At 63.0% G+C, this 23,610-nt stretch carries 20 protein-coding genes; 11 read left to right on the plus strand and 9 right to left on the minus strand.

Going from position 1 to position 23,610, the window contains the following annotated elements:
* Positions 1-14: 14 nt before the first annotated feature.
* Entirely contained in the window at positions 15-3,362 is a 3,348-nt protein-coding gene (locus ACP154_RS01825; RefSeq protein WP_421857375.1) for a PAS domain-containing protein, read from the minus strand.
* A gap of 290 nt (positions 3,363-3,652) precedes the next feature.
* Here ACP154_RS01825 and ACP154_RS01830 point away from each other — a divergent pair, with 290 nt between their 5' ends.
* Complete coding sequence (locus ACP154_RS01830; RefSeq protein WP_421857373.1) at positions 3,653-4,657, plus strand: calcium/sodium antiporter; 1,005 nt, start codon at positions 3,653-3,655, stop codon at positions 4,655-4,657.
* 287 nt (positions 4,658-4,944) lie between these two features.
* Here the strand turns inward: ACP154_RS01830 and ACP154_RS01835 are convergent, their stop codons facing one another.
* From ACP154_RS01835 to ACP154_RS01850, 4 genes are all read right to left on the minus strand, one after another.
* Complete coding sequence (locus tag ACP154_RS01835; RefSeq protein WP_107711409.1) at positions 4,945-5,205, minus strand: hypothetical protein; 261 nt, start codon at positions 5,203-5,205, stop codon at positions 4,945-4,947.
* Between the two features lie 182 nt (positions 5,206-5,387).
* On the minus strand, positions 5,388-5,972 hold the full coding sequence (pth, locus tag ACP154_RS01840; protein ID WP_421857371.1) for an aminoacyl-tRNA hydrolase: 585 nt from the start codon (positions 5,970-5,972) through the stop codon (positions 5,388-5,390).
* Between the two features lie 84 nt (positions 5,973-6,056).
* Positions 6,057-6,692 carry a 50S ribosomal protein L25/general stress protein Ctc gene (locus ACP154_RS01845; protein WP_421857369.1) on the minus strand — a complete coding sequence of 212 codons (636 nt, stop codon included), beginning with the start codon at positions 6,690-6,692 and terminating at the stop codon, positions 6,057-6,059.
* A gap of 173 nt (positions 6,693-6,865) precedes the next feature.
* Positions 6,866-7,798 (minus strand): ribose-phosphate pyrophosphokinase, encoded by a 933-nt coding sequence (locus ACP154_RS01850; protein ID WP_107711412.1) that lies wholly within the window; start codon positions 7,796-7,798, stop codon positions 6,866-6,868.
* A gap of 215 nt (positions 7,799-8,013) precedes the next feature.
* Here ACP154_RS01850 and ACP154_RS01855 point away from each other — a divergent pair, with 215 nt between their 5' ends.
* Both ACP154_RS01855 and ACP154_RS01860 read left to right on the plus strand, forming a co-directional pair.
* Positions 8,014-9,186 (plus strand): sensor histidine kinase, encoded by a 1,173-nt coding sequence (locus tag ACP154_RS01855; protein WP_421857367.1) that lies wholly within the window; start codon positions 8,014-8,016, stop codon positions 9,184-9,186.
* Positions 9,167-9,553 carry a response regulator gene (locus tag ACP154_RS01860; RefSeq protein ID WP_421857365.1) on the plus strand — a complete coding sequence of 129 codons (387 nt, stop codon included), beginning with the start codon at positions 9,167-9,169 and terminating at the stop codon, positions 9,551-9,553. The genes ACP154_RS01855 and ACP154_RS01860 overlap by 20 nt, the downstream gene beginning before the upstream one ends.
* On the opposite strand, the gene ACP154_RS01865 is transcribed toward ACP154_RS01860, so the two are convergent.
* Positions 9,550-10,680 carry a class I SAM-dependent methyltransferase gene (locus tag ACP154_RS01865; protein ID WP_421857363.1) on the minus strand — a complete coding sequence of 377 codons (1,131 nt, stop codon included), beginning with the start codon at positions 10,678-10,680 and terminating at the stop codon, positions 9,550-9,552. The genes ACP154_RS01860 and ACP154_RS01865 overlap by 4 nt on opposite strands.
* A gap of 22 nt (positions 10,681-10,702) precedes the next feature.
* Positions 10,703-11,584, minus strand: coding sequence for a prolipoprotein diacylglyceryl transferase (gene lgt / locus ACP154_RS01870; RefSeq protein ID WP_133723863.1), 882 nt, complete (start codon positions 11,582-11,584; stop codon positions 10,703-10,705).
* Between the two features lie 128 nt (positions 11,585-11,712).
* Here lgt and ACP154_RS01875 point away from each other — a divergent pair, with 128 nt between their 5' ends.
* The 3 genes from ACP154_RS01875 to proC all read left to right on the plus strand — a co-directional run bounded on the left by ACP154_RS01875 (position 11,713) and on the right by proC (position 13,498).
* On the plus strand, positions 11,713-12,018 hold the full coding sequence (locus ACP154_RS01875) for an accessory factor UbiK family protein (RefSeq protein WP_421857361.1): 306 nt from the start codon (positions 11,713-11,715) through the stop codon (positions 12,016-12,018).
* A gap of 115 nt (positions 12,019-12,133) precedes the next feature.
* Positions 12,134-12,631, plus strand: a complete 498-nt coding sequence (locus ACP154_RS01880) for a YbjN domain-containing protein (protein ID WP_107711418.1) — start codon at positions 12,134-12,136, stop codon at positions 12,629-12,631.
* Between the two features lie 18 nt (positions 12,632-12,649).
* Positions 12,650-13,498: a pyrroline-5-carboxylate reductase gene (gene proC / locus ACP154_RS01885; RefSeq protein WP_421857359.1), complete on the plus strand. Its 849-nt coding sequence runs from the start codon at positions 12,650-12,652 to the stop codon at positions 13,496-13,498.
* 130 nt (positions 13,499-13,628) lie between these two features.
* Here the strand turns inward: proC and ACP154_RS01890 are convergent, their stop codons facing one another.
* Both ACP154_RS01890 and flgK read right to left on the minus strand, forming a co-directional pair.
* Positions 13,629-14,540: a flagellin gene (locus ACP154_RS01890; protein WP_421857357.1), complete on the minus strand. Its 912-nt coding sequence runs from the start codon at positions 14,538-14,540 to the stop codon at positions 13,629-13,631.
* A 19-nt stretch (positions 14,541-14,559) separates the two neighbouring features.
* On the minus strand, positions 14,560-16,686 hold the full coding sequence (gene flgK / locus ACP154_RS01895) for a flagellar hook-associated protein FlgK (RefSeq protein WP_421857355.1): 2,127 nt from the start codon (positions 16,684-16,686) through the stop codon (positions 14,560-14,562).
* A 446-nt stretch (positions 16,687-17,132) separates the two neighbouring features.
* Between flgK and ACP154_RS01900 the strand changes: the two genes are divergently transcribed.
* The 5 genes from ACP154_RS01900 (at position 17,133) to fliF (ending at position 23,610) form a co-directional block, all read left to right on the plus strand.
* Complete coding sequence (locus tag ACP154_RS01900; protein ID WP_421857353.1) at positions 17,133-19,067, plus strand: flagellar hook-length control protein FliK; 1,935 nt, start codon at positions 17,133-17,135, stop codon at positions 19,065-19,067.
* 16 nt (positions 19,068-19,083) lie between these two features.
* The gene (locus tag ACP154_RS01905) at positions 19,084-19,818 is read left to right on the plus strand and encodes a flagellar hook assembly protein FlgD (protein ID WP_421857351.1); all 735 of its coding nucleotides are present in this window, start codon (positions 19,084-19,086) and stop codon (positions 19,816-19,818) included.
* Positions 19,819-19,920: 102 nt separating this feature from the next.
* Positions 19,921-21,321, plus strand: coding sequence for a flagellar hook-basal body complex protein (locus tag ACP154_RS01910; protein WP_107711423.1), 1,401 nt, complete (start codon positions 19,921-19,923; stop codon positions 21,319-21,321).
* A gap of 182 nt (positions 21,322-21,503) precedes the next feature.
* Positions 21,504-21,776 carry a DUF1153 domain-containing protein gene (locus ACP154_RS01915; RefSeq protein WP_022701524.1) on the plus strand — a complete coding sequence of 91 codons (273 nt, stop codon included), beginning with the start codon at positions 21,504-21,506 and terminating at the stop codon, positions 21,774-21,776.
* Positions 21,777-21,960: 184 nt separating this feature from the next.
* Complete coding sequence (gene fliF / locus ACP154_RS01920; RefSeq protein WP_107711424.1) at positions 21,961-23,610, plus strand: flagellar basal-body MS-ring/collar protein FliF; 1,650 nt, start codon at positions 21,961-21,963, stop codon at positions 23,608-23,610.

The raw sequence follows: 23,610 nt of genomic DNA on the forward strand, positions 1-23,610 counted from the left end.
ACCACATCTCAAGTTCAGGGCGATGAATCGGCCAGCTTGGGCGCGTGAGTGAGAGAACGGCCTTTCAAGCCGTTCAGCGCCTCGACCAGCGCCTGCATCTCCACAGGCTTTGTGAAATATCCATCCACATCCAGCGCCCCGACACGGGTGAGGGTCTCAGCGGTGGCGTCTGCGCTGACCACATAGACCGGCACCCCGGATTCGCCCGCCTCGCCGGAACGAATCCGCCGGATGGCCTCTTCTCCGCCCATGCCGGGCATGTGCAAATCCATCAGCACGGCGTCGAACCGTTCCGCTTGCAACAGATCAAGCGCTTCGCGTCCGCTGGCGGCGACGACAGGGTGGCAGCCGCCCTGGCGCACCATTTCGGCCGTCACATCAAGATTGACCGGCTGGTCGTCCACCACCAGCACACGCATATGCGTGTCATCGTCAGCGCCTTCAGGCGTGATCAAACGGTCAGACGCCATCATCTCGACCGGTGCGTCATCCGCACTGGCGGAGGGGGCCGGCATCTCAAACCAGAAGCACGCGCCCTCGCCCACACGGGAGTTCACGCCGATCCGCCCGTCCATCAGCTCGACCAGCTCGCGCGCGATGGCGAGCCCCAGCCCCGATCCTTCATGGCTGCGACTATGGGACATGTCGGCTTGCTCGAAACGACCAAAAACCCGGCTTTGTACGGCCTCGCTCAGCCCCGGGCCGGTGTCTCGCACCTCTACGCGCAAAATCTCGTCTTCAAACCGCACGGCGTCCACATGCACTGAGCCGGCCTCTGTGAATTTCACGGCATTGCTCAGCAGATTGCTGAGCACCTGCCGCACGCGATTGGCGTCAATCATCGCGAGGCCGGACAGCTCCGGCGCGAGATTCAGGGTCAAGGCCAGAGCTTTGCGCGCCGCTTCTGGCGTGTGCGCCTGACAGGTTTCAGAAATAATGTCCGACAATCGGCTCGGACGTTTGACCAGATTGAGCTTGCCGGCCTCGATCTTGGACAGGTCCAGAATGTCCTCGATGATCGAAAGCAACGCCCGGCCCGACGAGCGGATGGTTTGCACGAACTCTTTTTGCCGCTCGCTCAGATCGGTCAGCGCCAGTAATTGCGCGATCCCCAAAACCCCGTTCAGGGGCGTTCGGATTTCATGGCTCATATTGGCGAGAAACAGGGATTTGGCGTCGCTCGCCGCCTCGGCGCGCGCCAGGGCGCTTTTCAGCGTGTCCTCCGCCGCCTTTTGCTGAGAGAGATCCTCGACAATGCCGACAATACGCGAGGGGGCTCCGTCTTCACCGCGACCCGTAACCCGGACATGCACCTTGATCCACACCACAGCGCCTGACGGGGTGATCACACGGTGCTCCATGACCAGCTGGTCTGCGGCCTCAGCCAGCAAGGTCGAAAAGAGCCTTTGAGCCCGCTCCACATCCTCGGGATGCGCCAGACTGAACAGCTCTTCAGGGTCCCTCAGCCCCTCGACAAGCGCAGGCGCCCCCAGGATGAACGCCAATGTCTCATCCACGCGCACCGTGTTCTGGAGCACATCCAGCTCCCAGACGCCGAGCCCCGCCACGCGCAGCGCCATCTGCGCCCGCATCCCGGCCTCACGCGCACGCTGCTCGAACCGCCGACGGTCGGTAATGTCGCGCAAGGTGCCGGACATGCGTTCAGGGCGCCCCGCGCTGTCGCAGATCATTTCACCGGCGCCTTCAATCCACAGATAGCCGCCGTCGGCCCGGCGCAATCGGAATACGAGATGCTGCTTGTGGGGGCCAACTCCGCTCCCCTCCAGATCCGGCTCCCGCATCACGCGCTGCACGTTGGACAGATCATCGGGATGCACCGCTTCAAGGAAATCGGTCATACGCCGCACACCGGTGGGTTGCGGGTTGCCCAGCATCTCGTAATAGCCGGGCGAGGCGAAAACCTGGTCCGCCTTGAAATCTATGTCGAAAACCGCCTGATCAGACCTCGTGATCGCCAGCTCGTAAAGCCGGCGCAATTCATTGGCTTCGTCTTCCGCCTTGCGCAAGGGGGTGTGATCGGCGGCGATTCCCGTCAATTCCCGCGGCCTGCCATGCTTGTCCCGCTCAATGACGGCGCCATCCACTTGCAGCCACACCAATTCGCCGTCCGCGCGGACAATGCGATGGGACACGCTCAGTCGTCCGCCAGCAGCCTCAAGCGCCGAGGCGATGGCGGACACCAATCTGTCGCGATCCTCGGGCACCGTCAGTGACAACATTTCAGACATGGAAAAGGGCTTGCCATCCAGTTCAGGGCGTCCGAGCAGCATTGCAAAGCGGGCGTCCAGATGGATCGCTTCCTCATCAACGGAATACCACCAGCGGCCCATATTGGCGCTGGAGATCGCCACCTCGGCAGTCAACCGGGCCTTGAGCGCGGTGTCCTGTGCATCCGCCAGATCGCTGACATCGACCATGGTGCCGACCATGCGCCGAAGCGCCCCGTCCCCGTCCCGCTCCGGCTGGCCGTGACAATTGACGGTGATCCAGGCGCCATCTGCGCGTCGCAGGCGGACCTGAATCTGGAAGGGTTCGCCGCTGATCATATGGCGATGGAGTGTTTGGCGGTATCGCGACAAATCCTCCGGGTGAACGAAATCCGCGCCGAGCTTCGATGTCGGCGGCTCATAGCTGGGAGGAAAGCCGAGAATCGATTTCAGCCGGGGCCACCAGTACTGGCTCTGATCGTCCGCATTCCATTCCCAGACCCCCGCGCCTGTCCCCCGGATGGCCAGCGCATATCGGGTCTCTGAATGCTCGAGCCTTTGCTGGGCGCGACGGGCGGCGTCCTCGAAGCGGCGCGCCTTGATGAACGCCCCCATGGTGTTGGTCAGGGTTTTGAGAAAGTCCGGAAAGTCTCCGTCATATCCGCCGTCCCGATTGGCGACGCCGGCCACGCCCAGCAACTCGTCACCGCTCATCATGGGCAGGCCGAGAAAAGAGGTCATGGGCGGGTGGCCGTCCGGCAGCCGGAGCTTGAGGGACTCACCCGGCCCGGCGTTGGCGATGACAGCCTCGCGGTCTTTTAAAATCGAGCCGAACAGGAGGTCAGTGCTGGTGAACTCCATAACCCCCGCAGCGCCGTAGAGCGCCCTGGAATTCTCGTCCCAGCTGATGTCTGTGGTCGCCCAGGTTCGCAACCAGGGGCGGACGCCGTCGCCCGTCCCGACGACCTCGCCGACAAAGCCGTATTCGGAGTCCGTGATGTCCAGCAGAATATCCAGCAAGCGCTGGAAAAAGGCGTGCGCGTCCTCATCGCCGCCAATATAGATCGCCTGAACTTCGGATATAGCTTCCAGAAGACGACGGCTCTTGGTGTCAGATGTGATGTCGTCAGCCATGAACGCAGTCCCCGCTTGGGTTATATCCATACAAGCGATCATGGCTGGCCGGTGTCAATGACTGGTGAACTTCGAGCGAGAAGTCTTCCTCTCACCGCTGCGGCGCGCTATATGCGCGGATGACCCTGCGCAACGCGCAAACCCGACTCATCAGAAGGACCGGTTTCATGGCAGCTCTTGTCGCCCTTGGCCTCGCTTTCGGCATCTTTGCGATCCTCAACCTGATCGACAACAAGCGCCTGGATTAAGGCCGCCGGCGGGAGCCGATCCCGCCCGCGCCGGATTTTTCCATGCCTGATATTGTCCTGTTCAGCCTGATGGTGCTTGGCGGCATCGTCGTCCTTTTGACGGGCGGCGACATCCTGGTGCGCGGCGCAACGTCGCTCGCCAGCAAGATGGGCGTGCCGCCGCTTCTGGTGGGTCTGACCATCGTCGCTTTCGGCACCAGCGCTCCTGAAATGATGGTCAGCGCCGCCGCGGCTGTGGAAGGCGCGCCCGGCCTCGCCATTGGCAATATCGTCGGCTCCAATATCGCCAACGTCTTGTTGGTGCTGGGACTCCCAGCGATCCTGGCGCCCATCGCCTCGACCGCGCCCGGGGTGAAGCGCAACGCCCTGATCGCCCTCGCCTTCACCGCCCTGTTCATCGCCCTGTGCTGGGATGGCGGGCTGGGTCTGATCGATGGCGCCATCCTGTCCGCCGGCATTATCGGCTATATCGGATTTCTGGCCCTGACCGCGAAAGCCCATCGCGACGACCCGATGATCGCGGAACTGACTGACATTGATCAGATGGAAGGACTGCCGCAAAAGGCTCCGATGGTGGCGCTGTTCCTGCTAGGCGGTCTGGTCATGCTGCCTGTGGGGGCGAAACTGATCGTGGACGGCGGCGTCGGCATCGCCGAATTGTTCAATGTCTCCGATGCGGTGATCGGCCTGACCATTCTGGCGTTCGGCACCTCCTTGCCGGAACTGGCCACCGCCTTCATCGCCGCCATGCGCAAACAGGGCGGCATGGCGATCGGCAATGTGGTCGGCTCCAACATCTTCAATATCTGCGCCGTCGGCGGCATCACCGGGATTGCAGCCGGCGCCGTGACGGGCGCGCCCGCCCCTGTGGAGGCGGAATTCTTCCAGCTTGATTTCTGGGTAATGACGGCCGCGGCGCTGGCCATCCTGGCCTACGCTGTTCTGCGCCGCCCCATCGGGCGCGTGTCCGGCATGGCCTTGACGCTGGCGTATATCGGTTATCTTGCGGTCCTGCTGCTCCTGAATCCCCCCAGCCTTCCCATCTAGGCTCGTAAAAAACGACCGGCTGCACGAAGCAGCCGGCCAGATGGGAAGGTTCGTCCGCCTTGCGGCGGGTGCTCGGGGAGGAGCCCTGTCACTCTCATCGTGCGCTGTGACGCCTTAAGGGCTGCAAGAAGGAAAGCTCAAGGCGTTATTAAGGCCGCCTCGCCGCAAGCCTGACAACGCGTTCATCTGACGTCGCCACACCGTCCAAACGACACAGGGCCGGTTGCAATGGCAACCGGCCCCGGCCGTGCACGCTGGGGAACGTGCGAGGGTGTGAAGCGAGGTGTTTACTGGTGGTCGCCGTGATCGTCCGCCGGCAGAGTGGCCACCCAGGCTTCAAACTCGCCTTCATCCAGGCCGCCATCGGCGTTCACGTCAAATGCTGTGAACGCATCTTCGGTCAGCTCAGGCGCGACAGCCTGGGCTTCAGACAGGGTGACGAGGCCGTCGCCGTCCACATCAACCGTGTCAAACATCGGGGCTTCGGCGAATGCGGTCCCCGCGAAGGCAGCAGCGGCGATCGTTGAAATCAGAACTTGGCGTTTCATCAGTCTCTCTCCTTACTCTAAGGCCAGACTCTGACGGGGCGTCTGAGGGTCGCCGCCGTCGTCTGGCAGGGTCGAGAGTGATGGGCGCTTATGGCCGCAGATGGCCAAAAGCGTGATATTCTGGCGTGTTTTTGAAGGCGTATTCCCGTCCGCAAGCAGGCAAAATTGTGATGATCCGGTCGCTAGGGCGCGGGCGCCAGATGGGTCACTTTGGTCTGGAAGGCGTCGTCATTGTCTTCCACGATCAACGGGAAGGCGCGCGCAATGGCGTCCAGCAACGGCCCCAGCCACACCTCTTCAGCCTTGGAGAAATTACCCAGCACCCAATGGGTCACCTGGGCCTTGTCGCCGGGATGGCCGATGCCGATGCGCCCGCGTTTGAACTCGCCCTGAATATGCGCCTTGGTGGAGCGCAGGCCGTTATTGCCCGCATGACCGCCGCCGGTCTTGAGGCGGAACTTGCCCGGCGCCAGATCCAGCTCGTCATGAAAGACGAGAATGTTCTCAGGCGCGATCTTGTAGAACCGCGCCGCCTCGGCCACCGCGCGCCCGGCCTCGTTGTAATAGGTCTCAGGCTTGAGCAGCAGCACCTTGCGCGGCCCTTTGGCGGTCTCCACCACCCCTTCGGCGGTTTGCCCCTGAAAGCGTTTCTTCCACGGCCCGAGCCGCCAATCCTCGGCGATGGCGTCCAGCGCCATGAACCCGACATTGTGACGGTTGCCGGCGTATTGGCCGCCCGGATTGCCCAGGCCCACGATCAAATGCATGGCGCGCTCCACAAATGAAAAAGGCGGCCGGGACTAAAGTCCGCCAGCCGCCTTTTACGTCCGTTTCCGGCGAAGGGAAGAGGATTACTCCTCGTCGCCCTCGGCCTCGGTCTCGGTCTCTTCGCCTTCAGCGTCAGCTTCGTCGGTGTCACGAGCAGCGCGCGAGTTCTGGATGGTGGCGATGGTGAAGTCACGATCGGTGATCGCCGGCTTCACGCCTTCGGGCAGGGTCACAGCCGAGATGTGAATGGAATCGCCGATGTCATACCCGGTCAGGTCCACATCGATCTGATCGGGGATGGAGCCCGCCGGCACGTTCACTTCAATCGCGTGACGCACAACATTAAGGATGCCGCCGCGCTTCAGGCCCGGAGACTTCTCTTCATTGTGGAACTGAGCCGCCACTTCAACGGTGATGACGGTGGTTTCGTCCACACGCTGGAAGTCAATGTGCACCGGCTCGTCGCGCACCGGGTGGAATTGCACGTCGCGCGTCAGCACGGTCTGCTTTTCACCCTTGTGATCGATGGTGATCATCGAGGCCAGGAAGGACCCTGAATTGATCGCCTTGATCACTTCGTTGTTTTTCAGCGCGATCGCGACGGGACCTTTGTCACCGCCATAAAGAACGCCCGGCACATAGCCGTTGCGGCGGGTCTCACGCGAGCCGCCAGTACCTGTGCGCTCGCGCACTTCGACGGAGAGAACAATATCGCTCATGATCCGGTCCCATACGAAATCGGTTTAAACGCAAGCGCCGCCGGTTTTGGCGGCGCGCGCTTCGTTCAGCCATCAGTGACTGAGTAAGAACTTTCGAGCCGCGGCGTATAGCGGATGCTTGCGATGAGCGCAAGCGATCCGCTGACTCTTCGCCGCGGCGCGAGGCGGAAAGGCTAGTCGAAGAGCTTGGAGACCGACTCGTCATTGGCGATCCGCCGGATCGCCTCGCCCAGAAGCGGCGCCACGGACAGCGAGCGGATATTCTTGCCCGCTTTGACCTTGGCGGTCACGTCGATGGAATCCGTCACCACCAGCTCCTTGAGAACAGAGTTGGAGATGCGCTCGACCGCCTTGCCCGACAAAACGCCATGGGTGATGTAGGCGGAGACTTCCTTGGCGCCCTTGTCCTTCAGCGCCGCAGCCGCATTGCACAGCGTGCCGCCCGAATCGATGATGTCGTCAAAGATGATGCAGCGGCGACCTTCGACATCGCCGATAATGTTCATCACTTCGGACTCACCCGCCTTGGGGCGGCGTTTGTCCACGATGGCGATGTCAGCGCCCAGGCGCCCGGCCAGCGAGCGCGCGCGCACCACCCCGCCCACATCGGGCGACACGATCAGCAAATCCTCTACATCGTAATGCTGGCGGATATCGTCCTCGATCACCGGGGTGGCGAAAAGATTGTCGGTGGGAATATCGAAAAAGCCCTGGATCTGACCGGCGTGCAGATCAATGGTCAGAACCCGGTGCGCGCCGGCTTCGGCGACCAGATTGGCCACCAGCTTGGCGGTGATCGGCGTGCGGCCGCCGGTTTTGCGGTCCTGTCGGGCATAGCCGAAATAGGGGATGACGGCGGTGATCCGGTTGGCGCTGGCGCGCGCCAGGGCGTCCATGCAGATCAACAGCTCCATCAGATGGTCATTGGCCGGCTCGGAGGTGGGCTGGATGATGAAGACATCCTGACCGCGCATGTTCTCGTCAATGCGCACGAACAATTCGCCGTCCGCAAAGCGCTCGATCTCCACGTCCGACAGGGGGGCGTCAAGATAATCGGCGATGGCCTTGGCCAAGGGTCGGTTGGCGTTGCCGCACATCAGTTTCATGATCTGCCCTCTCCGGTGTTCTGGGTCGCGGCGCTCATAGCAGGATACGCGCCCGTGGCAAAGCGGCGGGGCGCCGGGCTTGCCCTCATGATTATCAGGGCGTGAACGGACGAATTTCCCCTGTCAGGCGCATCACTCGCCTGTTACTGGAAGATTGTCTTAAGGCGACTAGCTCAAGCTGTTGAGTTCAAACGCACTGATATTTTGAGGACTTCATGCAATCGCTTCACGGATTTATGCCGCATGGAATGTGTTATCTGTGGCGCCTGGACATCCTGATCATGCACGTTCTGGCGGATGTGCTGATCGGCCTCTCTTATTTGTCCATACCCGTCGTGATCTGGTGGATCTCGGTGAAACGGCCTGACATCCTGTTCCGACCGGTCGCCTATCTGTTCATTCTTTTCATCATTTTCTGCGGCGTGACGCATTTGTTCTCGATCTACACGGTCTGGACGCCGGCCTATTTCATCGAAGGCGGGCTCAAGCTCGCTACCGCGGGGGTTTCGGTCGCCACGGCTGTCGTCCTATGGCCGCTCCTGCCCAAAGCGCTGGCCATGCCCAGCAGCGCTCAACTCGCTGAGAGCAATAAAAACCTGCAAGACGAGGTGAAGCTGCGCACGGGCGCCGAACGTCAGCTCACACAACTGACCAATTCGCTGGAACGTCAGGTGCAACGGCGCACTTCCGAGCTGGAGCGCTCAAACGGAACGCTGCGCGATTTCGCTGCGGGGGCGTCACACGATCTCAAGGCGCCCGCGCGGCAGATTTCACTGCTGGCCGACCTCGCTCAGCGCGAGCTCGGCGATACTGCAAGCCTCAAGGCCAGAGGGTATCTGCATGATATGAAATCGAAATCCCGCGATATGCTGATACTGATCGACACGCTGTTAAGCTATTCAGACCTGGTGGAGACCAAGGCGGTTTCAAACACCACTGCGCTCAAACCCCTGCTCGAAACCTTGCTTTATGAGTACTATCCCAACGCGCCGATCACGCTGAACGTCGCAGGCGAACCGATCGTGCAGGGTGATGAGACCTTGCTGGCGCACCTGTTTCGCAATCTGGTCGATAACGCCGTCAAATACGCCGACACGCCCAAAATCGTCCTGACTGTCGACAGTCAGGAAATCGCGAACGGTCACGTGGTCCGTTTCGCCGACAACGGCCCCGGCATTCCCGCCAGTCAAGCCGAAGGCGTGTTCAAGATGATGCAGCGCTATCGCAGCGACGTGCCCGGATCCGGCGTCGGGCTGGCCTTTTGCGCGCGGATCATGGAAGCTCATGACGGTGCGATCATGGTCGACCCCGACTATGACAAGGGGGCGCGGTTTATTCTCACCTTCCCCCGGATTGAGGAGCTACCAGATGACCAGCCTGATCATTGAAGACAGCCAGATTGATGCGACCTTGATCACGGATGCGTTGACGGCGCAGGGGTTTGGCGATCTTCAGGTCTTTGAACGCGCCGAAGACGCCTTGACCTATATCCGCAGCCATGACGAAAAACCTGATTTCTGCCTTGTCGACAGTCGCCTGCCCGGCATGTCCGGCACAGACTTCATCAAACTCGTCAAAGCCTGTCAGAAGATGATCGGCGTCCCCTGCATTAGCCTGTCCACCTCCAACCTCAAAGATGAGATCCGCATCGCGCTTGACGCGGGCGCCGACGGCTATTTCGTCAAACCCTCAGATCTTGAGGAATACGAGCGCGTCATCGCCCGCATCATCGAGACGCATCTGTCTGAGGATTAACGGCTGAACGGCGCGATCCCCGGCGCGGGCGGCAAACCGTGTGCGCTGAACGCCGCCAGCTTGAACAGCGTCCCCATATCCTCTGGCGAGAGGAGGCGATGCATCTGGCGCTTGAGCCGGGCCTGGCCCGCCGCGTCCACGGATTTCGCCAGAACCGCCGCGCGTTGCTCGATCCCCAGCTCGGTCAGGAAATCGCCCTGGGTCATGGGGCCGTAGGCTTCTAGGCCCGCATCGAGGCCGAGCCGCAACAACCGGTCAAAATCCACCCAGGCCGTCAAATCCGCCGTGCCGGGGTTCTCAAGCGGATCGACTTTTTGATGGGCACGGATGGCTTGCAGCGTGTCGCCGGTCTCCGGTTGTGACGAGCCGTAATCCACAAACAGGGCGTAGCCTGGATCATGGTTGAAGCGGCCCGCCAATTGCTCCATCTGCTGCTGGTCGCCCGGGCGCAGCTCCACTAACGCGCCCTCCTCCGCCGTGCGCAAGGCGGGGGCGATATAGCCGATATCCGCCTCGCTCAGCACGGGTCCGAGCCCGAAGCCGAATCGGTCCTCGTCTTCGGGATGGAGCGTCACCACCCGTTCGCGCCACTGGCCCTGGTGACGCACGGCCTGACGGATCGGCAGGCAGTCGAGAAACTCGTTGCCGATCACAATAGCGGGCCCCGAGGAGGCTGCCTCGAAATCCTTCGCCCAATGGATCGGAACCTGTGCATTCGCCAGCGTCTGACCCTGCACCATTTTCAAAGCGGGAGACGCCTCGATCAAGGTCACGTGGACCGCGTCCAGAAAGCCCGGCGCGGCGCGGCCCGCGCGCAGCATGTCGCTCATCATCCGGCCCGTGCCCGGCCCCAGCTCGATTAGCTCGACCCGTGACGGCGCGCCCATCTGCATCCAGCATTCCGCCGCCCACAGGCCCAGCAATTCGCCGAACATCTGGCTGATCTCGGGCGCAGTGATGAAATCGTTCGCCGCGCCCAGCGGGTCTTTCGTGGCGTAAAACCCCGCCATGGGATGAAACAGCGCTTCCGCCATGAAGGCGGCGACGGACAGCGCGCCTTCGCTGCGCAAGCGGTCCTGCAGCCGCGCCTTGATCATCTGCGCGGGGCGAAACTCATCATCGCTCATGACACGGCGTCCTCGTATCGGGTCAGGCTTTGCGGGCGCCCACAGCCGGGGTCTGACGCGCCCGCCAGATCAGATAGGCGCCGACGGCGATCATGGGAATACAGAGCACCATACCCATGGTCACATAGCCTTGCAGCGCCTCAGGCATTTGCGGGTCCGGCTCACGGAACACCTCGACGAAGGCGCGAAACACGCCATACCCCGCCAGGAAGGCGCCGGTGAGCAGCCCCGGGCGGCTGAGCGCCCTGAACCGGTAGATCAGCACCGTCAGGATGACGAACAGCACCACGCCCTCAAGCGCCGCTTCATAAAGCTGGCTGGGATGGCGCAGCTGGCAGGTCGGGTCGGGGGAGAAGCGCATGGCCCAGGGCAGGTCCGGCGCCGGACGGCCATACAGTTCGCCATTGATGAAATTGGCCAGCCGTCCAAAGAACAAACCGATTGGCGTCGCCGCCGCCACGGCGTCCGACACCCGCAGCAAGGGCGCTTTATAGGCGCGGGCCGTCAACACCATGGCCAGCGTGACGCCCAGAAGCCCGCCATGAAAGCTCATCCCGCCATCGGTAATGCCGGTGACCACCCGGATCGGCTCCTCCCAGATCATCGAGGTGTTGTAAAAGAGCACATAGCCCAGCCGGCCGCCGCCAATGATGCCGATCATGATCCACAGCACCAGATCATCCACAAAGGCGCGGCTATAGGGCGCGGTCTGGGTTTTGGGCGTCAGCCCCCAGAGCTGTCCCTGAGACACCAGCCGCAACACCCAGTACAAGCCGATAAACAGCCCGGCGATATAGGCGAGCGCATACCAGCGGATGGGAAATGGACCGAGGCCGGCGATTTCGGGAATCGAGAACAATACCGGGTCGATCAGATCAAAGCTGGCGGGGCATGCGCCTATCATGAAAGGCTCCAGAAAAATAATTCGGCCGCAAAGACCGATTGTTAACTGTTAGACGGCGCGACTCCGCATTGCCTAGCGGGGCCGCGGACGCCTATATGGGTCTTCATAGCAGAGCACACGGTGATGTCATGCAGTCCCGCAACCCAATGTTCGCAGATCTGGCCGATCTGATGACCGACGCATTCAGCGCAGCACAAGCCGCAGGCGATGAAGCGCGTGCGGTGTTCCGCGCCCAGGCCGAACGCATGGCGTCCGAACTTGATCTTGTCAGCCGCGACGAGTTTGAAGCTCTGCGGGCCGAAGCGGACGCCAGCGCCGCCCGGCTTGAATCGCTGGAGGCCCGTCTGACGGAGCTTGAGGCCCAATCGGCGAAGAAGCCGAGCCGGGCGAAGCCGGCCGCCAAGACATCCACAGCAAAAAAATCCGCTGAATAAACCATTTACAATTTCCCTGACGCTGAGCGCTTGCACCCCGGGGATCGGGGCGCATACCGTTCCACATGGGCGACACACTGAGTCGCCGGGTGCAGCGAGGGGCTAGAGGACCATCATGGATCTCACCACCCAGGAAACCATCATCGCGATGGATCCGCTGGAAAGCATTGAACAAGCCGTTCTGACGGCGCAGTACGCCTATGAGCGCGACGATCTGGAGCTGCACATGGCGGTGCCGGGATCCTGGCGCGATCATCAGGTCTGGTTCGCCTATCGACCGGATCTGGATGTGATCCACGTCTTTTCCGCGCTCGACCTCAAGGCGCCGGACAGCCGCTACAAGGATGTCTGCGAGCTGGTGGCGCGTCTGAACGAACGCTTGTGGATCGGGCATTTTGAAATCTGGCACGAAGACGGCTCCGTCGTCTTTCGCCATGCGCTGACCCTGCCGGAAGCGGAAAACGTCTCCGTCGCACAAGGGGCCACGCTGATCGAAGCGGCGAAAGAAGCGGGGGAAAGGCTGTATCCGGCGTTCCACTATCTTCTGTGGAGCGGTAAGACTCCGCTCGAAGCCGTGGCCGCCGCCATGTTCGACACGGCCGGAGAGGCCTAAAAGGACCCGAACGCACACATGTCAGAGACACAAGGCCGTATCGGTCTGCTGGGCGCGGGCCGTATGGGGTCCGCTCTGGCGCAGGGCTGGCTTCGCAAAGCGCGCGGCGGCCTCAGCCCCGATGAGATCATCCTGATTGATCCCCGGCCAGGCGTCGGAGCGCAAGCGCTGATCGAGCAACACGGCGTGGCGCAGGCGGACGCCCTGACGCCCGAGCTGGCGCGGACGCTCGACACGCTGGTGGTGGCGATCAAGCCCGATCAGGTCCGCCCGGTGCTCAGCGCTCTCAATGACGACCTGCCGCTGGACGCGCTGGTGATCTCGATCGCCGCAGGCGTGCCGCTGCGCACCATCTCGAACGCCTTGCCCGACCGTCCGGTCGTGCGCGCCATGCCCAATACGGCCGCCGCCATCGGCGAGGGCGTCAGCGTCTGCGTCGCCAATCCCATCGCGGACACCAAGGCGTATCAGAAACGCGTGGACAGACTTCTCAAACCCGCCGGGTTGGTGGAGTGGATTTCTGATGAACGGCTGATGGATGCGGTGACGGCGGTCTCGGGATCCGGCCCCGCCTATGTGTTCTTGTTCACCGAAGCGCTGGCCGCAGCGGCGGAAGCGGAAGGCCTGCCGCGTGCGCTCGCCCTCACCCTCGCCAAGCAGACGGTCGCGGGCGCGGGCGCCTTGATGAAAGCGGGCGTCGGCGAACCCGATGAGCTGCGCCGCGCTGTGACCAGTCCCGGCGGCGCCACCCAGGCTGGCCTTGACGCCTTGATGAATGGCGGCGGTTTGCCCGGGCTTGTGCGCAATGCAGTCTCCGCCGCCGAACGCCGGGGCCGCAAAATGGGCAGCCAGAGCGCCGGCGATTAGGCCTGGGCTAGCCTCTACTGGTCGCCTTTTCGAACCGCGAAACCGGTCCCCACTTTCGCTGAAAAGGCTCCGTCTTTACCGAGCGCCTTTTCGAACCGCGAAACCGGCGCCCACTTTCGCTGAAAAGGCTCTAGAGATAATTCAACAGGCTGATCTGGCTCAGGGTTGAGAAGGTCTGCGCGGACACCTGCACGGCGGTTTGCGCCTGCTGGAAACGGGTCGCGGCCTCGGCCATGTCCGCATCCTCGATCCCCGCCACCATGATGGTGAGATAATCGGCGCGTTTTTCATGGCCGGTGATGGCGTTTTCGACCTGTTTCTGGCGTGAGCCGTTTTCCGCCATCGCCACGTTGATCGTGTCAAAAGCGGCGATGATGTTGGCCAGCTCGGTTTCCAAGAACGCTTGCTGGTTTTCGGTGATCTGGCCGTTGAACGGACCGTCAGGCCCGGCGTTGAAATCAGCGATCCGCTCGATGGAGGCCATCAGGTCCGTGCCGACTTCAGACGCGGTCGAATTTATGTCAACGGTGATCGTTTCTTCGATCATCGTGGTCTGGCGCCGCGCGGCGTTGTCAAACATGGCCGAAACGTCCGGCGCCGCCGCCTGCAGGTCGGCGATGGTGTCCGCGGTGAAGGGCAAGGCGTCCGTGCGCACGCCACCAAAGACGTAAGAGCCGTTAAAGCGCATATTGAGTGCAGCCGAGGCCTGATCGAAGACCTCTTGCACCTTGTCCATTATGAAGGAGCCGTCATTGGTGGTCAGCGTCGTACGCAGATCCGTCGCCGCTTGTGACAATTCCTGATACGCCAGATCCTGGACCTCCAGCCGGTTCATGATCCGGCTGTTGGCGCTGGCGAAAGATTCGCTGCGCTGCTGGGCGGCGCGCGCTGAAATGATCGTCTCGGCGGTGTTGGCGTAGCCCTTGAGGTCCGGCGCCTTCTTGCCGCTGGCGAGCTGGTCGCGCGCGTCATAGGCTTCGCGCTGGGCGCGCATCAGGTCCATAAGCGCCGCCTGGGATGCGGCCTGGGTGGAAATTCTCATTCTAAGCTCCCGTCCCGACTTAAACGATACGCAGCAAGGTATCGGACATCTCGCGCGCGGCCTGCAGAAGGCGCGCTGCGGCGTTGTACGATTGCTGGAATTGAATCATCCGGGCGAGCTCTTCATCCAGACTCACCCCTTCCACGTCCGAGCGCTTGATATCGGCGGCTTCCTTCACCGCTGCGGCGGCGGTTTCCTGACGCTCGGCGGCGGCGGCGACCGACCCGACCTTGCCCGCAACCCGAGAGCCATATTCGACCAGGGTGGACTGTCCGCCGCGCATATCGCCTGCATCATCAAAGGTGCGTTTGACCTGCCCGGCTGAGGCCAGCGCCTGACCGCCGCGATTATCGCCCGCGCTGACCACCAGATCGCCTGGCGCCGACGCGCCGGTCACATCAAGCTTGGCCATGGCGAGCAACATGGAGTCCGACCGGATGGAAGGCCGCACTTCAAATCCTTCAGACCGGCTCATTCGCGCGTTTTCAGAGAGACCGAAAATGCTGGTGAAGGATTTGCCGGTGCCGGTGCGAATGCTGGTGTCGCCGGTGACCACCACATCATACTGCTCAAAGCCGGCGCTCGGCGTGAAACTGATCTCACCGTTCGCGTCCATGCCAAACGCGCCATAGGCGCCCAGCCCCGTCCCGGCTGCATTCAAGGCGTTCAGCTGGTCCTGAATGCTCGCGCCGGCGACAGTAACGTCGATATCAGCGGTGCGCGCGCCATTGGGACCGAGCACCTTAAAGCTCATCACCCCGCCCGGCGCCAGACCATGAGCGCTGGTCGCCGTCAGCCCCGTCTCAAAGAAAGCCGGGCGATCTGAGTCCACGATGTCATTGAGGCCAAAGAAATGCGCAAACCCGCGCCCGCCGATGAAGGACGGGGTGGTCTCGTCCTGCACGGTCGCCACGCCATGGTTGGGGTTTGCCGCGTCAATGCTCAACCGGCCATTGGTAAAGCTCGCCGTGCCGTTGGCGCCCAGCGCCGTGTTCAGCTCAGTGACCAGATCCGTGATCGAGTTCGCGGCGTTGCCGTCCACGGTGAAACCGGCGCCGGTGACCGTAATGGCCACCTGCTGGACCAGCGTGCCGTCATTATTGACGATCGCCAAAGTCGCCGCGCCGGAGCCTTGCAGCACATCCCCGCCCACAAGACTGGTGTCGCGCCCGGTCAAGGTATTGGGCGGCGGATAAGCGGTGGCGTCATTATGCGCCGCGTTCAGCGCGTCCGCCGCACCGGCGGTGAACTCGCCCAGGGCCGCCGCGAGCTGCGGCAGATCCTGATCGCGCAGATCAATCAGGCCGCGGATTTCACCCGAGGTGATGTTGTGGGTCAGGCTGACCCGAGCGCCGGATGCAGAGACCACAGCCGTGATCTCGCCGAAATCGAGCCCATAGCTGCCGGTGCCTGCGGGCGTGTACTCCAGATTGAGCCGCGAATTGTCGAGAAGCGACACACCGTCAGCGGTGGAGACAAAGACGCGGCCATCAGCCTGGCGCTGAGTGCGCACATCAATCAGGCTCGACAATTCGTCCAGCAATTCAACCTGGCGGTTCGCAGCGCCGCTGGTGTCAGAGGCATTGGCGCTCAGCGTTTGCGCCTGGGTGTTGAGGTCCTGCATCTCCTTGAGGATCTCGTTGATCCGCCCGACCCCGGCGCCGATCCGGGTGTCCGCCTCATTGCGCAAGGTGCGCATTTCGACTGACAAACGCTCGGCCTCATCAAAAAAGCTCTGCAGTTCAGAGGCGGCGCTGAGACGGGACACGGTTTCCGCACTGTCCGCCGCTGCAGCGCTGAGCGAGCTGAACGCCGCGTTCAACCGGCCAAAGAGCGACGTCTCGTCATCGGTGCCGCCAAACTGGGCCTGCAATCGGTCCAGCGCGCCGTTCCGCGCCATGGCGGCGGAGTAGTCAGACTGGGCGCGCACCGAGGCCGCCAGCAAATACTCATCGGTGATGCGCTCGACGCCACGCACCTGAACGCCCATGCCCTGACCGGCCACATTGCGTGAGGTGATGGCCAGCTCGGTGCGCGCATAGCCGGGCGTATTGACGTTCGCGACATTGTTGGACGCCGTGCGCAAGCCGAGCTGAGACGCCTGCAGCCCGGACAGGGCGTTGCCGATCACAGAATTGAGCGCCATGTGCGCCTCCAACATTCGCTCGCGCGGGCGTTTTTACCCATTGAGCGGCAGAAATTTCCCAGTCAGCGCCTGAAGTCCGAGCTTTGAAGCCTGCGCCAAAAACTAAATAAGCAATTGTATTTAAGTTGCTTTTTAAGTTCTGCGTGGCGTGTCGCCCGGAAGCGCTCTGATACTGACCCTGTCAGACAGCGCAAACCCCGGGCCAAGTACAAAGAGCCCGGCACGCTCGGCAAATCCGTCATCCAGGAGCGGGGAGAATCTGCCGACCGGCGCCGCCTGCAAACCCTAACAACAGGTTTATTCATTGATATAACTTGCCTTTTACGGATGGCTGACTTGGCACGCCCCTTGAAAGACCTGATGACGCCAAGTCGGGCAAAAGGCTCGACACCTCAGACGCAGCAAAACGCGGCGCATCAGCTTGATGATTGCGGAGCCTTACGCTCATGCCGCTCGACCGCTTGCCTCCGGCCCCGGCGCCGTTAGCCCCGTCCGCCCCACGCGCCCCCCGCGTGTCGGAGACGGGCGCGCAGGCGTTCGCCCTGCCTGAGCCCCAGGATCGCAAGCCGACCTCCGCACCGGCCTCATCTGACAGAGCTGAACGCAACGCCGCAGCCGCGCGTGACAAGGCGCAGGACGATCAGGCGCGCACTGAGAACTCTGAGGCCAAGACATCTCAACGCAACGCCGCCAATGACGCGCGGGACGCTCAGGCCGAGACCACGACCGAAACTCCTCAGGCGCCGGAAGGCGAGACCGCAGCCATCGTGGTCAACCTCAATGAACTCCAGGCCGCCAACGCCTCGGCGCCTCAGGACGGCGAGAGCGCCGACACGGGTGTGACGACGCAGGCGGGCGCAGCGCAAGAGTCACAAGACGCGCCGGATGCGGCGATGAAGCCGGCAGCCGACGCCAAGTCTTCAGCGGCTGACATGGCTCAATCCGCCAAGCCGACACAAGCTGACCCCGCCAGCCCGGCGGCGGCCGCCAGCGCCTCGCCCTCAGCAAGCGCGGAAGATGGCGCTGAGTTGGCGCGCGCGGACGTCAGCAAACCCGTTTCAGGCGAGAAAGCACAGCCGACCGGGGCCGCCTCCGGCCCTGACGCCGCGACGCCGTCCGGCAAAAGCGCTCAACCGGCTGATGGCCGCGCCACCCCCACTGGCGCGGCAGGCGTCGCCGATGACGACAGCACGCCGGTCATAAACGCTGCGGCCTCTGCACCTGCGGGCGAGGCTGACGCTGACGCCGAGGCCGACGCGGCAGCGCAGGCCCGCACAGCCGAAACCGCAAAGACCGAGACACGCTCTGACGCCGCCACCGCCGCCGCATCCAAAGACGCAGGCGCGGGCGTCGCGGCGCAGACTGACGCCGCCCCCAAAAGCCAGAGCGACAAAACTCCACAGAACGTCGCAGCGCCCGCGTCCGACGCCGTGAAAGCTGACGCCGCCGCGCCTGCGCCATCAGCCGCTTCCGCGTCTGACGCTGCCGCCCAGACTCAAGGGCAGGCCCAGATCCAAGCCCAGGCTCAGGCTCAGGCCGCACAAGCCGATCGTGCGGCTCAAACGCAGCGGGCGGACTCAGATCGCGCCCCCGGCGCCCAGAATAAAGCGCGTCAGTCTGACAATCCCGCGCCGTCAGCGGCCAAGACATCCGCCAGCGCAAGCCAGAGCGCCACCGCAACCAGCGCCGGAGCAACCGGCGCCGAACCGGCCGCGCCCGCCGCCAAGCCTACTGCCACGCCCGCTCCAGCGGTGACCGCCTATACAGACCCGCTGACCTTCCTGCTTCAGGATACGGCGCTGTCGAGCGAGGCGCCCATGGACACGAGCGCGGATGCGATCGATCCGGATCTGGACATGGGTCTGGCGCGCCAGGATGCGCGCACCGAGGCGCAGCGTCCGGGGCAGATCCACGCGCACACCGCCGCCCGGTTCGCGCCCACCACCACCCATACGCTGGCTGCTCAGATCGCGCGCAAGTTCAATGACGGCGCACGGGTGTTTGACATTCGTCTGGACCCGCCCGAACTGGGCCGCGTCGAGGTGCGTCTGGAGCTTGGGCCCAATAACAAGGTCTCAGCCGTGTTGAGCGCGGAACGCGCTGACACGCTGTCCGAACTGCAGCGCTCGGCCCGCGACCTTGAAAAAGCGCTCACCGAGGCCGGTCTGGAGCTGGACGAGGACGGCTTGTCCTTCTCGCTCAGTGAGGATGGCGGCGCTTTCACCCAATTCGACGATGACGCGGGCGCTGCCGCCAACGACTTCGCCGCCCGCAACCGGTTCACCGCGCAGGTCGAAACTGACTTGCCCGGCGCGCCTTTGGCTGACGCGCTCTACGGCTTCGCCGTCAGCCAGCGCGCTGGCGTCAACCTGATCGCCTGAGAAGAAGAGCGAACTCATGACAGACGTATCCGCCGCCGCCCAAACCCAGCAACAGCAGAGCCAGTCCAAACTGGCCACTGCAGGGCTGGCGGACAATTTCGACACCTTTCTGACCCTGCTGACCGAGCAGCTGAAGAACCAGGATCCGTTGAACCCGATGGAGTCCGAGCAATTCGTCCAGCAGCTGGTGCAGTTCTCCTCGGTGGAGCAACAGATCGCCTCCAATGAATCGCTGGAAGCCCTGTTGGCGCTGCAACAGACCGACGCCCAGCTGACCGCGCTTCAATTCATTGGCAAGGACGCCACGGTGAACACCACCTACTCCTTGCTCGAAAATGGCGAGGCGAAATGGGAATACGGCCTGCCGCAGGAAGCACAGAGCGTGGAGCTGCTCATCACCGATGAAACCGGCAAGCAGGTGCGTCGTCTGGATGGCGACACCTCTGAAGGCGTTCATGAGGTGGTCTGGGACGGCAAGGATCAAGCGGGCAACACCCTGCCTCCTGGCGTCTACCAGCTCGAGGTCGTGGCCAAGGATGCTGACGACGTCATCCTGGATTACGCCGTACGCGTCACACACCGGGTGACCGGCGTGGAGATGAGCGGCGGCCAGGCGCAGGTCAGCTTCTCTGACGGCGCGCTCGTCCTGCCGGCCACCTTGGTGACCAGCGTCCGCGAATCCAGGGGCCAACCCGCCACTGACACCGCTTCAGGCTCTGCGACCCAAACCGGGTCTCAGGTCGCTGCATAACCCCGAAACGGGGACACCCGGAGCCCGAACCGCTCCGCAACAAAATCGAGGCTCCTGACCAGAAGGACCGCGAGCCCGGGCACAAACGATGGGAAGCACGATATGAGTATCAACTCGGCCATGGCCGCCGGCGCGTCCGGACTGATCGCCAACTCTTCAGCCTTGGCGGCGATCTCGGATAATATCGCGAACGTGAACACGATCGGCTACAAGCGCGTCGATACGATCTTCACGCCGAACTACAAGATCGGCGGCGGCGGCGCGAGCCGATACGCCTCCTCGGGCGTCAGCTCGAACTCGCGTCTGGACGTCAATTCCTCCGGCCTTCTGACGCCGGGCGTCTCGGCGACCGACATGGCGATCGACGGCGACGGCTTTTTTGTCGTACGTCCGAGCCCGAACAATTCCGGCACCGGTTCTGACGCGGTGCTATTCACCCGGTCCGGCGGCTTTCAGACGGATTCTGCGGGCTATCTGCGCAATGATGCGGGCCAGTACCTCTACGCCTGGCCGGTTCAGGCGGATGGCACGGTGAATCAGAACCCGTCCAATCTTGATCAGCTGGAAGCGGTGAACCTGTCCAATATCGGCGGCACCGCCAACGCCACCTCCAATGTCCGCATCAACGCCAACCTGCAGGCCAGCACCACGCCGTCTGCAGCTGCGGCGACCTATGCGGCGGGCGCCAGCGCCACCAATATGGCGTCGGGCAATGTGACGCCGGACTTTGAACGCACCATTCAGATCTATGACACCCAGGGCGGTGTGCGCTCGGTCACCATGTCCTTCCTCAAGCACGCCACCAACGCCAACCAATGGCATGTGGAATTGCACGTGCAGCCGGCTGCGGACGTGACCACGGGCGCACCGCTGGTCGATGGTCAGATCGCCACCGGCATTGTGGCGTTTGACACCAATGGCGAAATCCTGTCAGGCGCGCCGACCACCCTGCCGACCTCGATCGCGTTTGAAAGCTCTGACACGGCCGGTCCTGTCGGTGCGGGCGCCATTCGTTGGTCAACGACCACCGGTGTGGGCGCGCAAACCCTGGCGCTCGATCTGGGCACGGCAGGGGCGCCGGGCGGCATCACCCAGTTCAACTCGCCGTCAAACCTTGACTCCACCGTGGTGGACGGCGCGATCTTCGGCGCCTTCGCCGGGGTGGAAGTGAGCGAGGACGGCTTCCTGTCCGCCCGCTTCACCAACGGTGTGGTCCGCCAGGTTTACCAGATGCCGGTCGCCACCGTGTTCAACGCCAACGGCCTGGCGTCGGTCGGCGGCGCGAGCTTCCAGATCACCGAAGACTCCGGCGCCTTCACCCTGAACGCGCCCGGATCGGGCGCATCGGGCACCATCGCCGCACAAACGGTGGAAAACTCCAACGTGGATATCGCCACCGAATTCTCGAACCTCATCATCACCCAGCGGGCCTATTCAGCCAGCTCCCGGATCATCACCACGGCGGACGAAATGCTCGCCGAAGCGATCCAGATGAAGCGTTAAACCACCGCCGTCCCACCGGCCGACTGACACCCCGGCGCTTCGGCGCTGGGGTGAATTTTTTCTAAACAATTGATTTACCGTACTTTTACCTTGAGCTTTAGGCTCACCTTAAGAGGCCCTCCCGTATAACCCTCCTCACTAAGGGCGCGCGTAAGACGTGCCTTCTAACAAGGATGGGTCGGATGGAACGTCGAGCGAAGAAGGAAAACTATGTCATCGGTCCAGATGGCAGCCCGCTAACCGTGGCCGATTTGCCGAGCCCGGACACCAAGCGGTGGGTTATTCGCCGAAAAGCGGAAGTGGTCGCAGCGGTTCGCGGCGGACTTCTAAGCCTGGATGAAGCCTGTGACAGATATCGGCTGACCGTGGAGGAATTTCTCTCCTGGCAGCGCTCCATTGATCGGCATGGACTGGCCGGATTGCGCACGACGCGCATACAGCATTACCGCCAATAGGCGGTACGCCCCCCTCTCTCTTTTCTGGCCTGAATCCAGCGCGGCGAGCCTTGGCTCGCCGCGCTGATCGTGTTTTTTGATTCAACGCGTTAATACCCCGTTTACGCGGATAGTGGGAAAAACTTGCCTAGCCGCTTCAGGGAGCGGCGTTTTCTGATTCGGAAACGAGCAAGGGCGGCCCGGCGTGAACGCGTTACTGGAACAGCTTTCCCGATTCGGTGTTGGCCGATTGATCGCCATGTTCGGCCTCACGGCCGGCGCGGCGGCGGCTCTGGTGTTTTTCACCATGAGCATGAATTCCAATGGTCAGGCGCTGTTGTTCTCGGGGCTGGCGCCGTCAGACGCCGCCGCGGTGAGCGAGCGCCTGGACCAGGCCGGCATTTCCTATGAGCTGCAAGAGGGCGGCTCGGCCGTGTACGTCAACACCAATCAGGTCGACGAGGCGCGCATGCGGGTCGCCTCTGGCGGCGCGCTGAGCTTTGGCTCGGTCGGTTATGAGATCTTTGACGAGACCGATGCGCTGGGCACCACCAGCTTTGTGCAGAACGTCAACGCCAAGCGCGCTCTGGAGGGCGAGCTGGCGCGCTCCATCAACACGCTCAACTCCGTCACCGGCGCGCGCGTGCATTTGGTGCTGCCCGAACGCCGCCTGTTCTCCCGCGACGAGCAACAGCCCTCCGCTTCTGTGGTGGTCTCCGTGCGGGGGGAAATGTCCAGCTCCCAGATCGCCACGATCCGCAATCTCGTGGCCACCGCCGTACCGGGACTTCAGGTCAACCGCATCACTCTGGCCGATGATCAGGGCCGGCTCCTGGCCGCGCCCAGTGACGCAGAGGGCGACCTGATCGGCGCCATGCTCGATGACCGTCAGAGCGCGATCGAGCGCGACCTGCAGCAGAAAATCCGCGATCTCGTTGAAGGCGTGGTGGGCTCAGGCGGCGTACGCGTGGCCGTGACCGCCGAACTGAACCGCCAGAGCCAGACCCGCACCCGGCTGGAGTTTGATCCCAACGGACAGGTCGAAGTCAGCCGCCGCGCCGAAGAGCAAAGCCGCTCCGAGCCTGTCACCTCCGGCGGCGTCTCGGTCAGCGAGAACACCCCGGATGGCGAAGCGGGCGCAGAGGGCGAAACGCCCCTGATGGCCAACAGCCAAAGCTCGATCACAGAACGCAATTATCAAAACACCCAGGAAGAAACCGTCTCCATCATTCAGGCGGGCGATCTTGAGCGCCTGGCGGTATCGGTGGTCGTGGATGAAGTCGCCACTGTGGGCGAGGACGGCGTTTTGACCTTTGAGCCCCGCAGTGAAGCCGAGCTGACCCAGATCCGCAATCTGGTCGCCGCCGCCGTGGGCTTTCCCGTCGACACCACGCTGACGGATGGCGACCAGATCCTGCAAGTCACCTCCATGCGCTTTAACCGTCCCGACCTGTCGCTGGGCACGCCCGCCCCTGAAGGCTTCAGCCTGGGCAGCCTGGACTTCATGCGCATCGCCGAGATCGTGGTGCTGTTCATCACCGCCCTGCTGGTGATCTTGCTGGTGGCGCGTCCGCTGGTGCAGGGCGCGATCGGCAATGTCTCTGGTGGACGGACCGCCGCCCTGGCGGGGCCAGGCGGTGCGGGGATGCCGGACAATGTGCAGGCCCTGCTCGGCAATCCTGAAGGAGGCGTGATGTTGCCGGAAGAGCCCAGCTCGGATGACCATATCGACGTCGCCCAGATCGAAGGCCAGGTGAAGAAATCCTCGGTGCGCAAAGTGGCCGCCCTTGTGGAGCAGCACCCGGATGAATCCATGAGCATCCTGCGCACCTGGATGCACGACGGAGAGGGTTGA

The organism is Oceanicaulis sp. (assembly GCF_965249665.1).
GTDB lineage: Bacteria > Pseudomonadota > Alphaproteobacteria > Caulobacterales > Maricaulaceae > Oceanicaulis.

Excerpts from the sequence above, each read along its gene's own strand:
- ACP154_RS01825 (WP_421857375.1), bottom strand. The coding sequence starts at position 3,362 with ATGGCTGACGACATCACATCTGACACCAAGAGCCGTCGTCTTCTGGAA.
- ACP154_RS01830 (WP_421857373.1), top strand. The coding sequence starts at position 3,653 with ATGCCTGATATTGTCCTGTTCAGCCTGATGGTGCTTGGCGGCATCGTC.
- ACP154_RS01835 (WP_107711409.1), bottom strand. The coding sequence starts at position 5,205 with ATGAAACGCCAAGTTCTGATTTCAACGATCGCCGCTGCTGCCTTCGCG.
- pth (WP_421857371.1), bottom strand. The coding sequence starts at position 5,972 with ATGCATTTGATCGTGGGCCTGGGCAATCCGGGCGGCCAATACGCCGGC.
- ACP154_RS01845 (WP_421857369.1), bottom strand. The coding sequence starts at position 6,692 with ATGAGCGATATTGTTCTCTCCGTCGAAGTGCGCGAGCGCACAGGTACT.
- ACP154_RS01850 (WP_107711412.1), bottom strand. The coding sequence starts at position 7,798 with ATGAAACTGATGTGCGGCAACGCCAACCGACCCTTGGCCAAGGCCATC.
- ACP154_RS01855 (WP_421857367.1), top strand. The coding sequence starts at position 8,014 with ATGCAATCGCTTCACGGATTTATGCCGCATGGAATGTGTTATCTGTGG.
- ACP154_RS01860 (WP_421857365.1), top strand. The coding sequence starts at position 9,167 with ATGACCAGCCTGATCATTGAAGACAGCCAGATTGATGCGACCTTGATC.
- ACP154_RS01865 (WP_421857363.1), bottom strand. The coding sequence starts at position 10,680 with ATGAGCGATGATGAGTTTCGCCCCGCGCAGATGATCAAGGCGCGGCTG.
- lgt (WP_133723863.1), bottom strand. The coding sequence starts at position 11,584 with ATGATAGGCGCATGCCCCGCCAGCTTTGATCTGATCGACCCGGTATTG.
- ACP154_RS01875 (WP_421857361.1), top strand. The coding sequence starts at position 11,713 with ATGCAGTCCCGCAACCCAATGTTCGCAGATCTGGCCGATCTGATGACC.
- ACP154_RS01880 (WP_107711418.1), top strand. The coding sequence starts at position 12,134 with ATGGATCTCACCACCCAGGAAACCATCATCGCGATGGATCCGCTGGAA.
- proC (WP_421857359.1), top strand. The coding sequence starts at position 12,650 with ATGTCAGAGACACAAGGCCGTATCGGTCTGCTGGGCGCGGGCCGTATG.
- ACP154_RS01890 (WP_421857357.1), bottom strand. The coding sequence starts at position 14,540 with ATGAGAATTTCCACCCAGGCCGCATCCCAGGCGGCGCTTATGGACCTG.
- flgK (WP_421857355.1), bottom strand. The coding sequence starts at position 16,686 with ATGGCGCTCAATTCTGTGATCGGCAACGCCCTGTCCGGGCTGCAGGCG.
- ACP154_RS01900 (WP_421857353.1), top strand. The coding sequence starts at position 17,133 with ATGCCGCTCGACCGCTTGCCTCCGGCCCCGGCGCCGTTAGCCCCGTCC.
- ACP154_RS01905 (WP_421857351.1), top strand. The coding sequence starts at position 19,084 with ATGACAGACGTATCCGCCGCCGCCCAAACCCAGCAACAGCAGAGCCAG.
- ACP154_RS01910 (WP_107711423.1), top strand. The coding sequence starts at position 19,921 with ATGAGTATCAACTCGGCCATGGCCGCCGGCGCGTCCGGACTGATCGCC.
- ACP154_RS01915 (WP_022701524.1), top strand. The coding sequence starts at position 21,504 with ATGGAACGTCGAGCGAAGAAGGAAAACTATGTCATCGGTCCAGATGGC.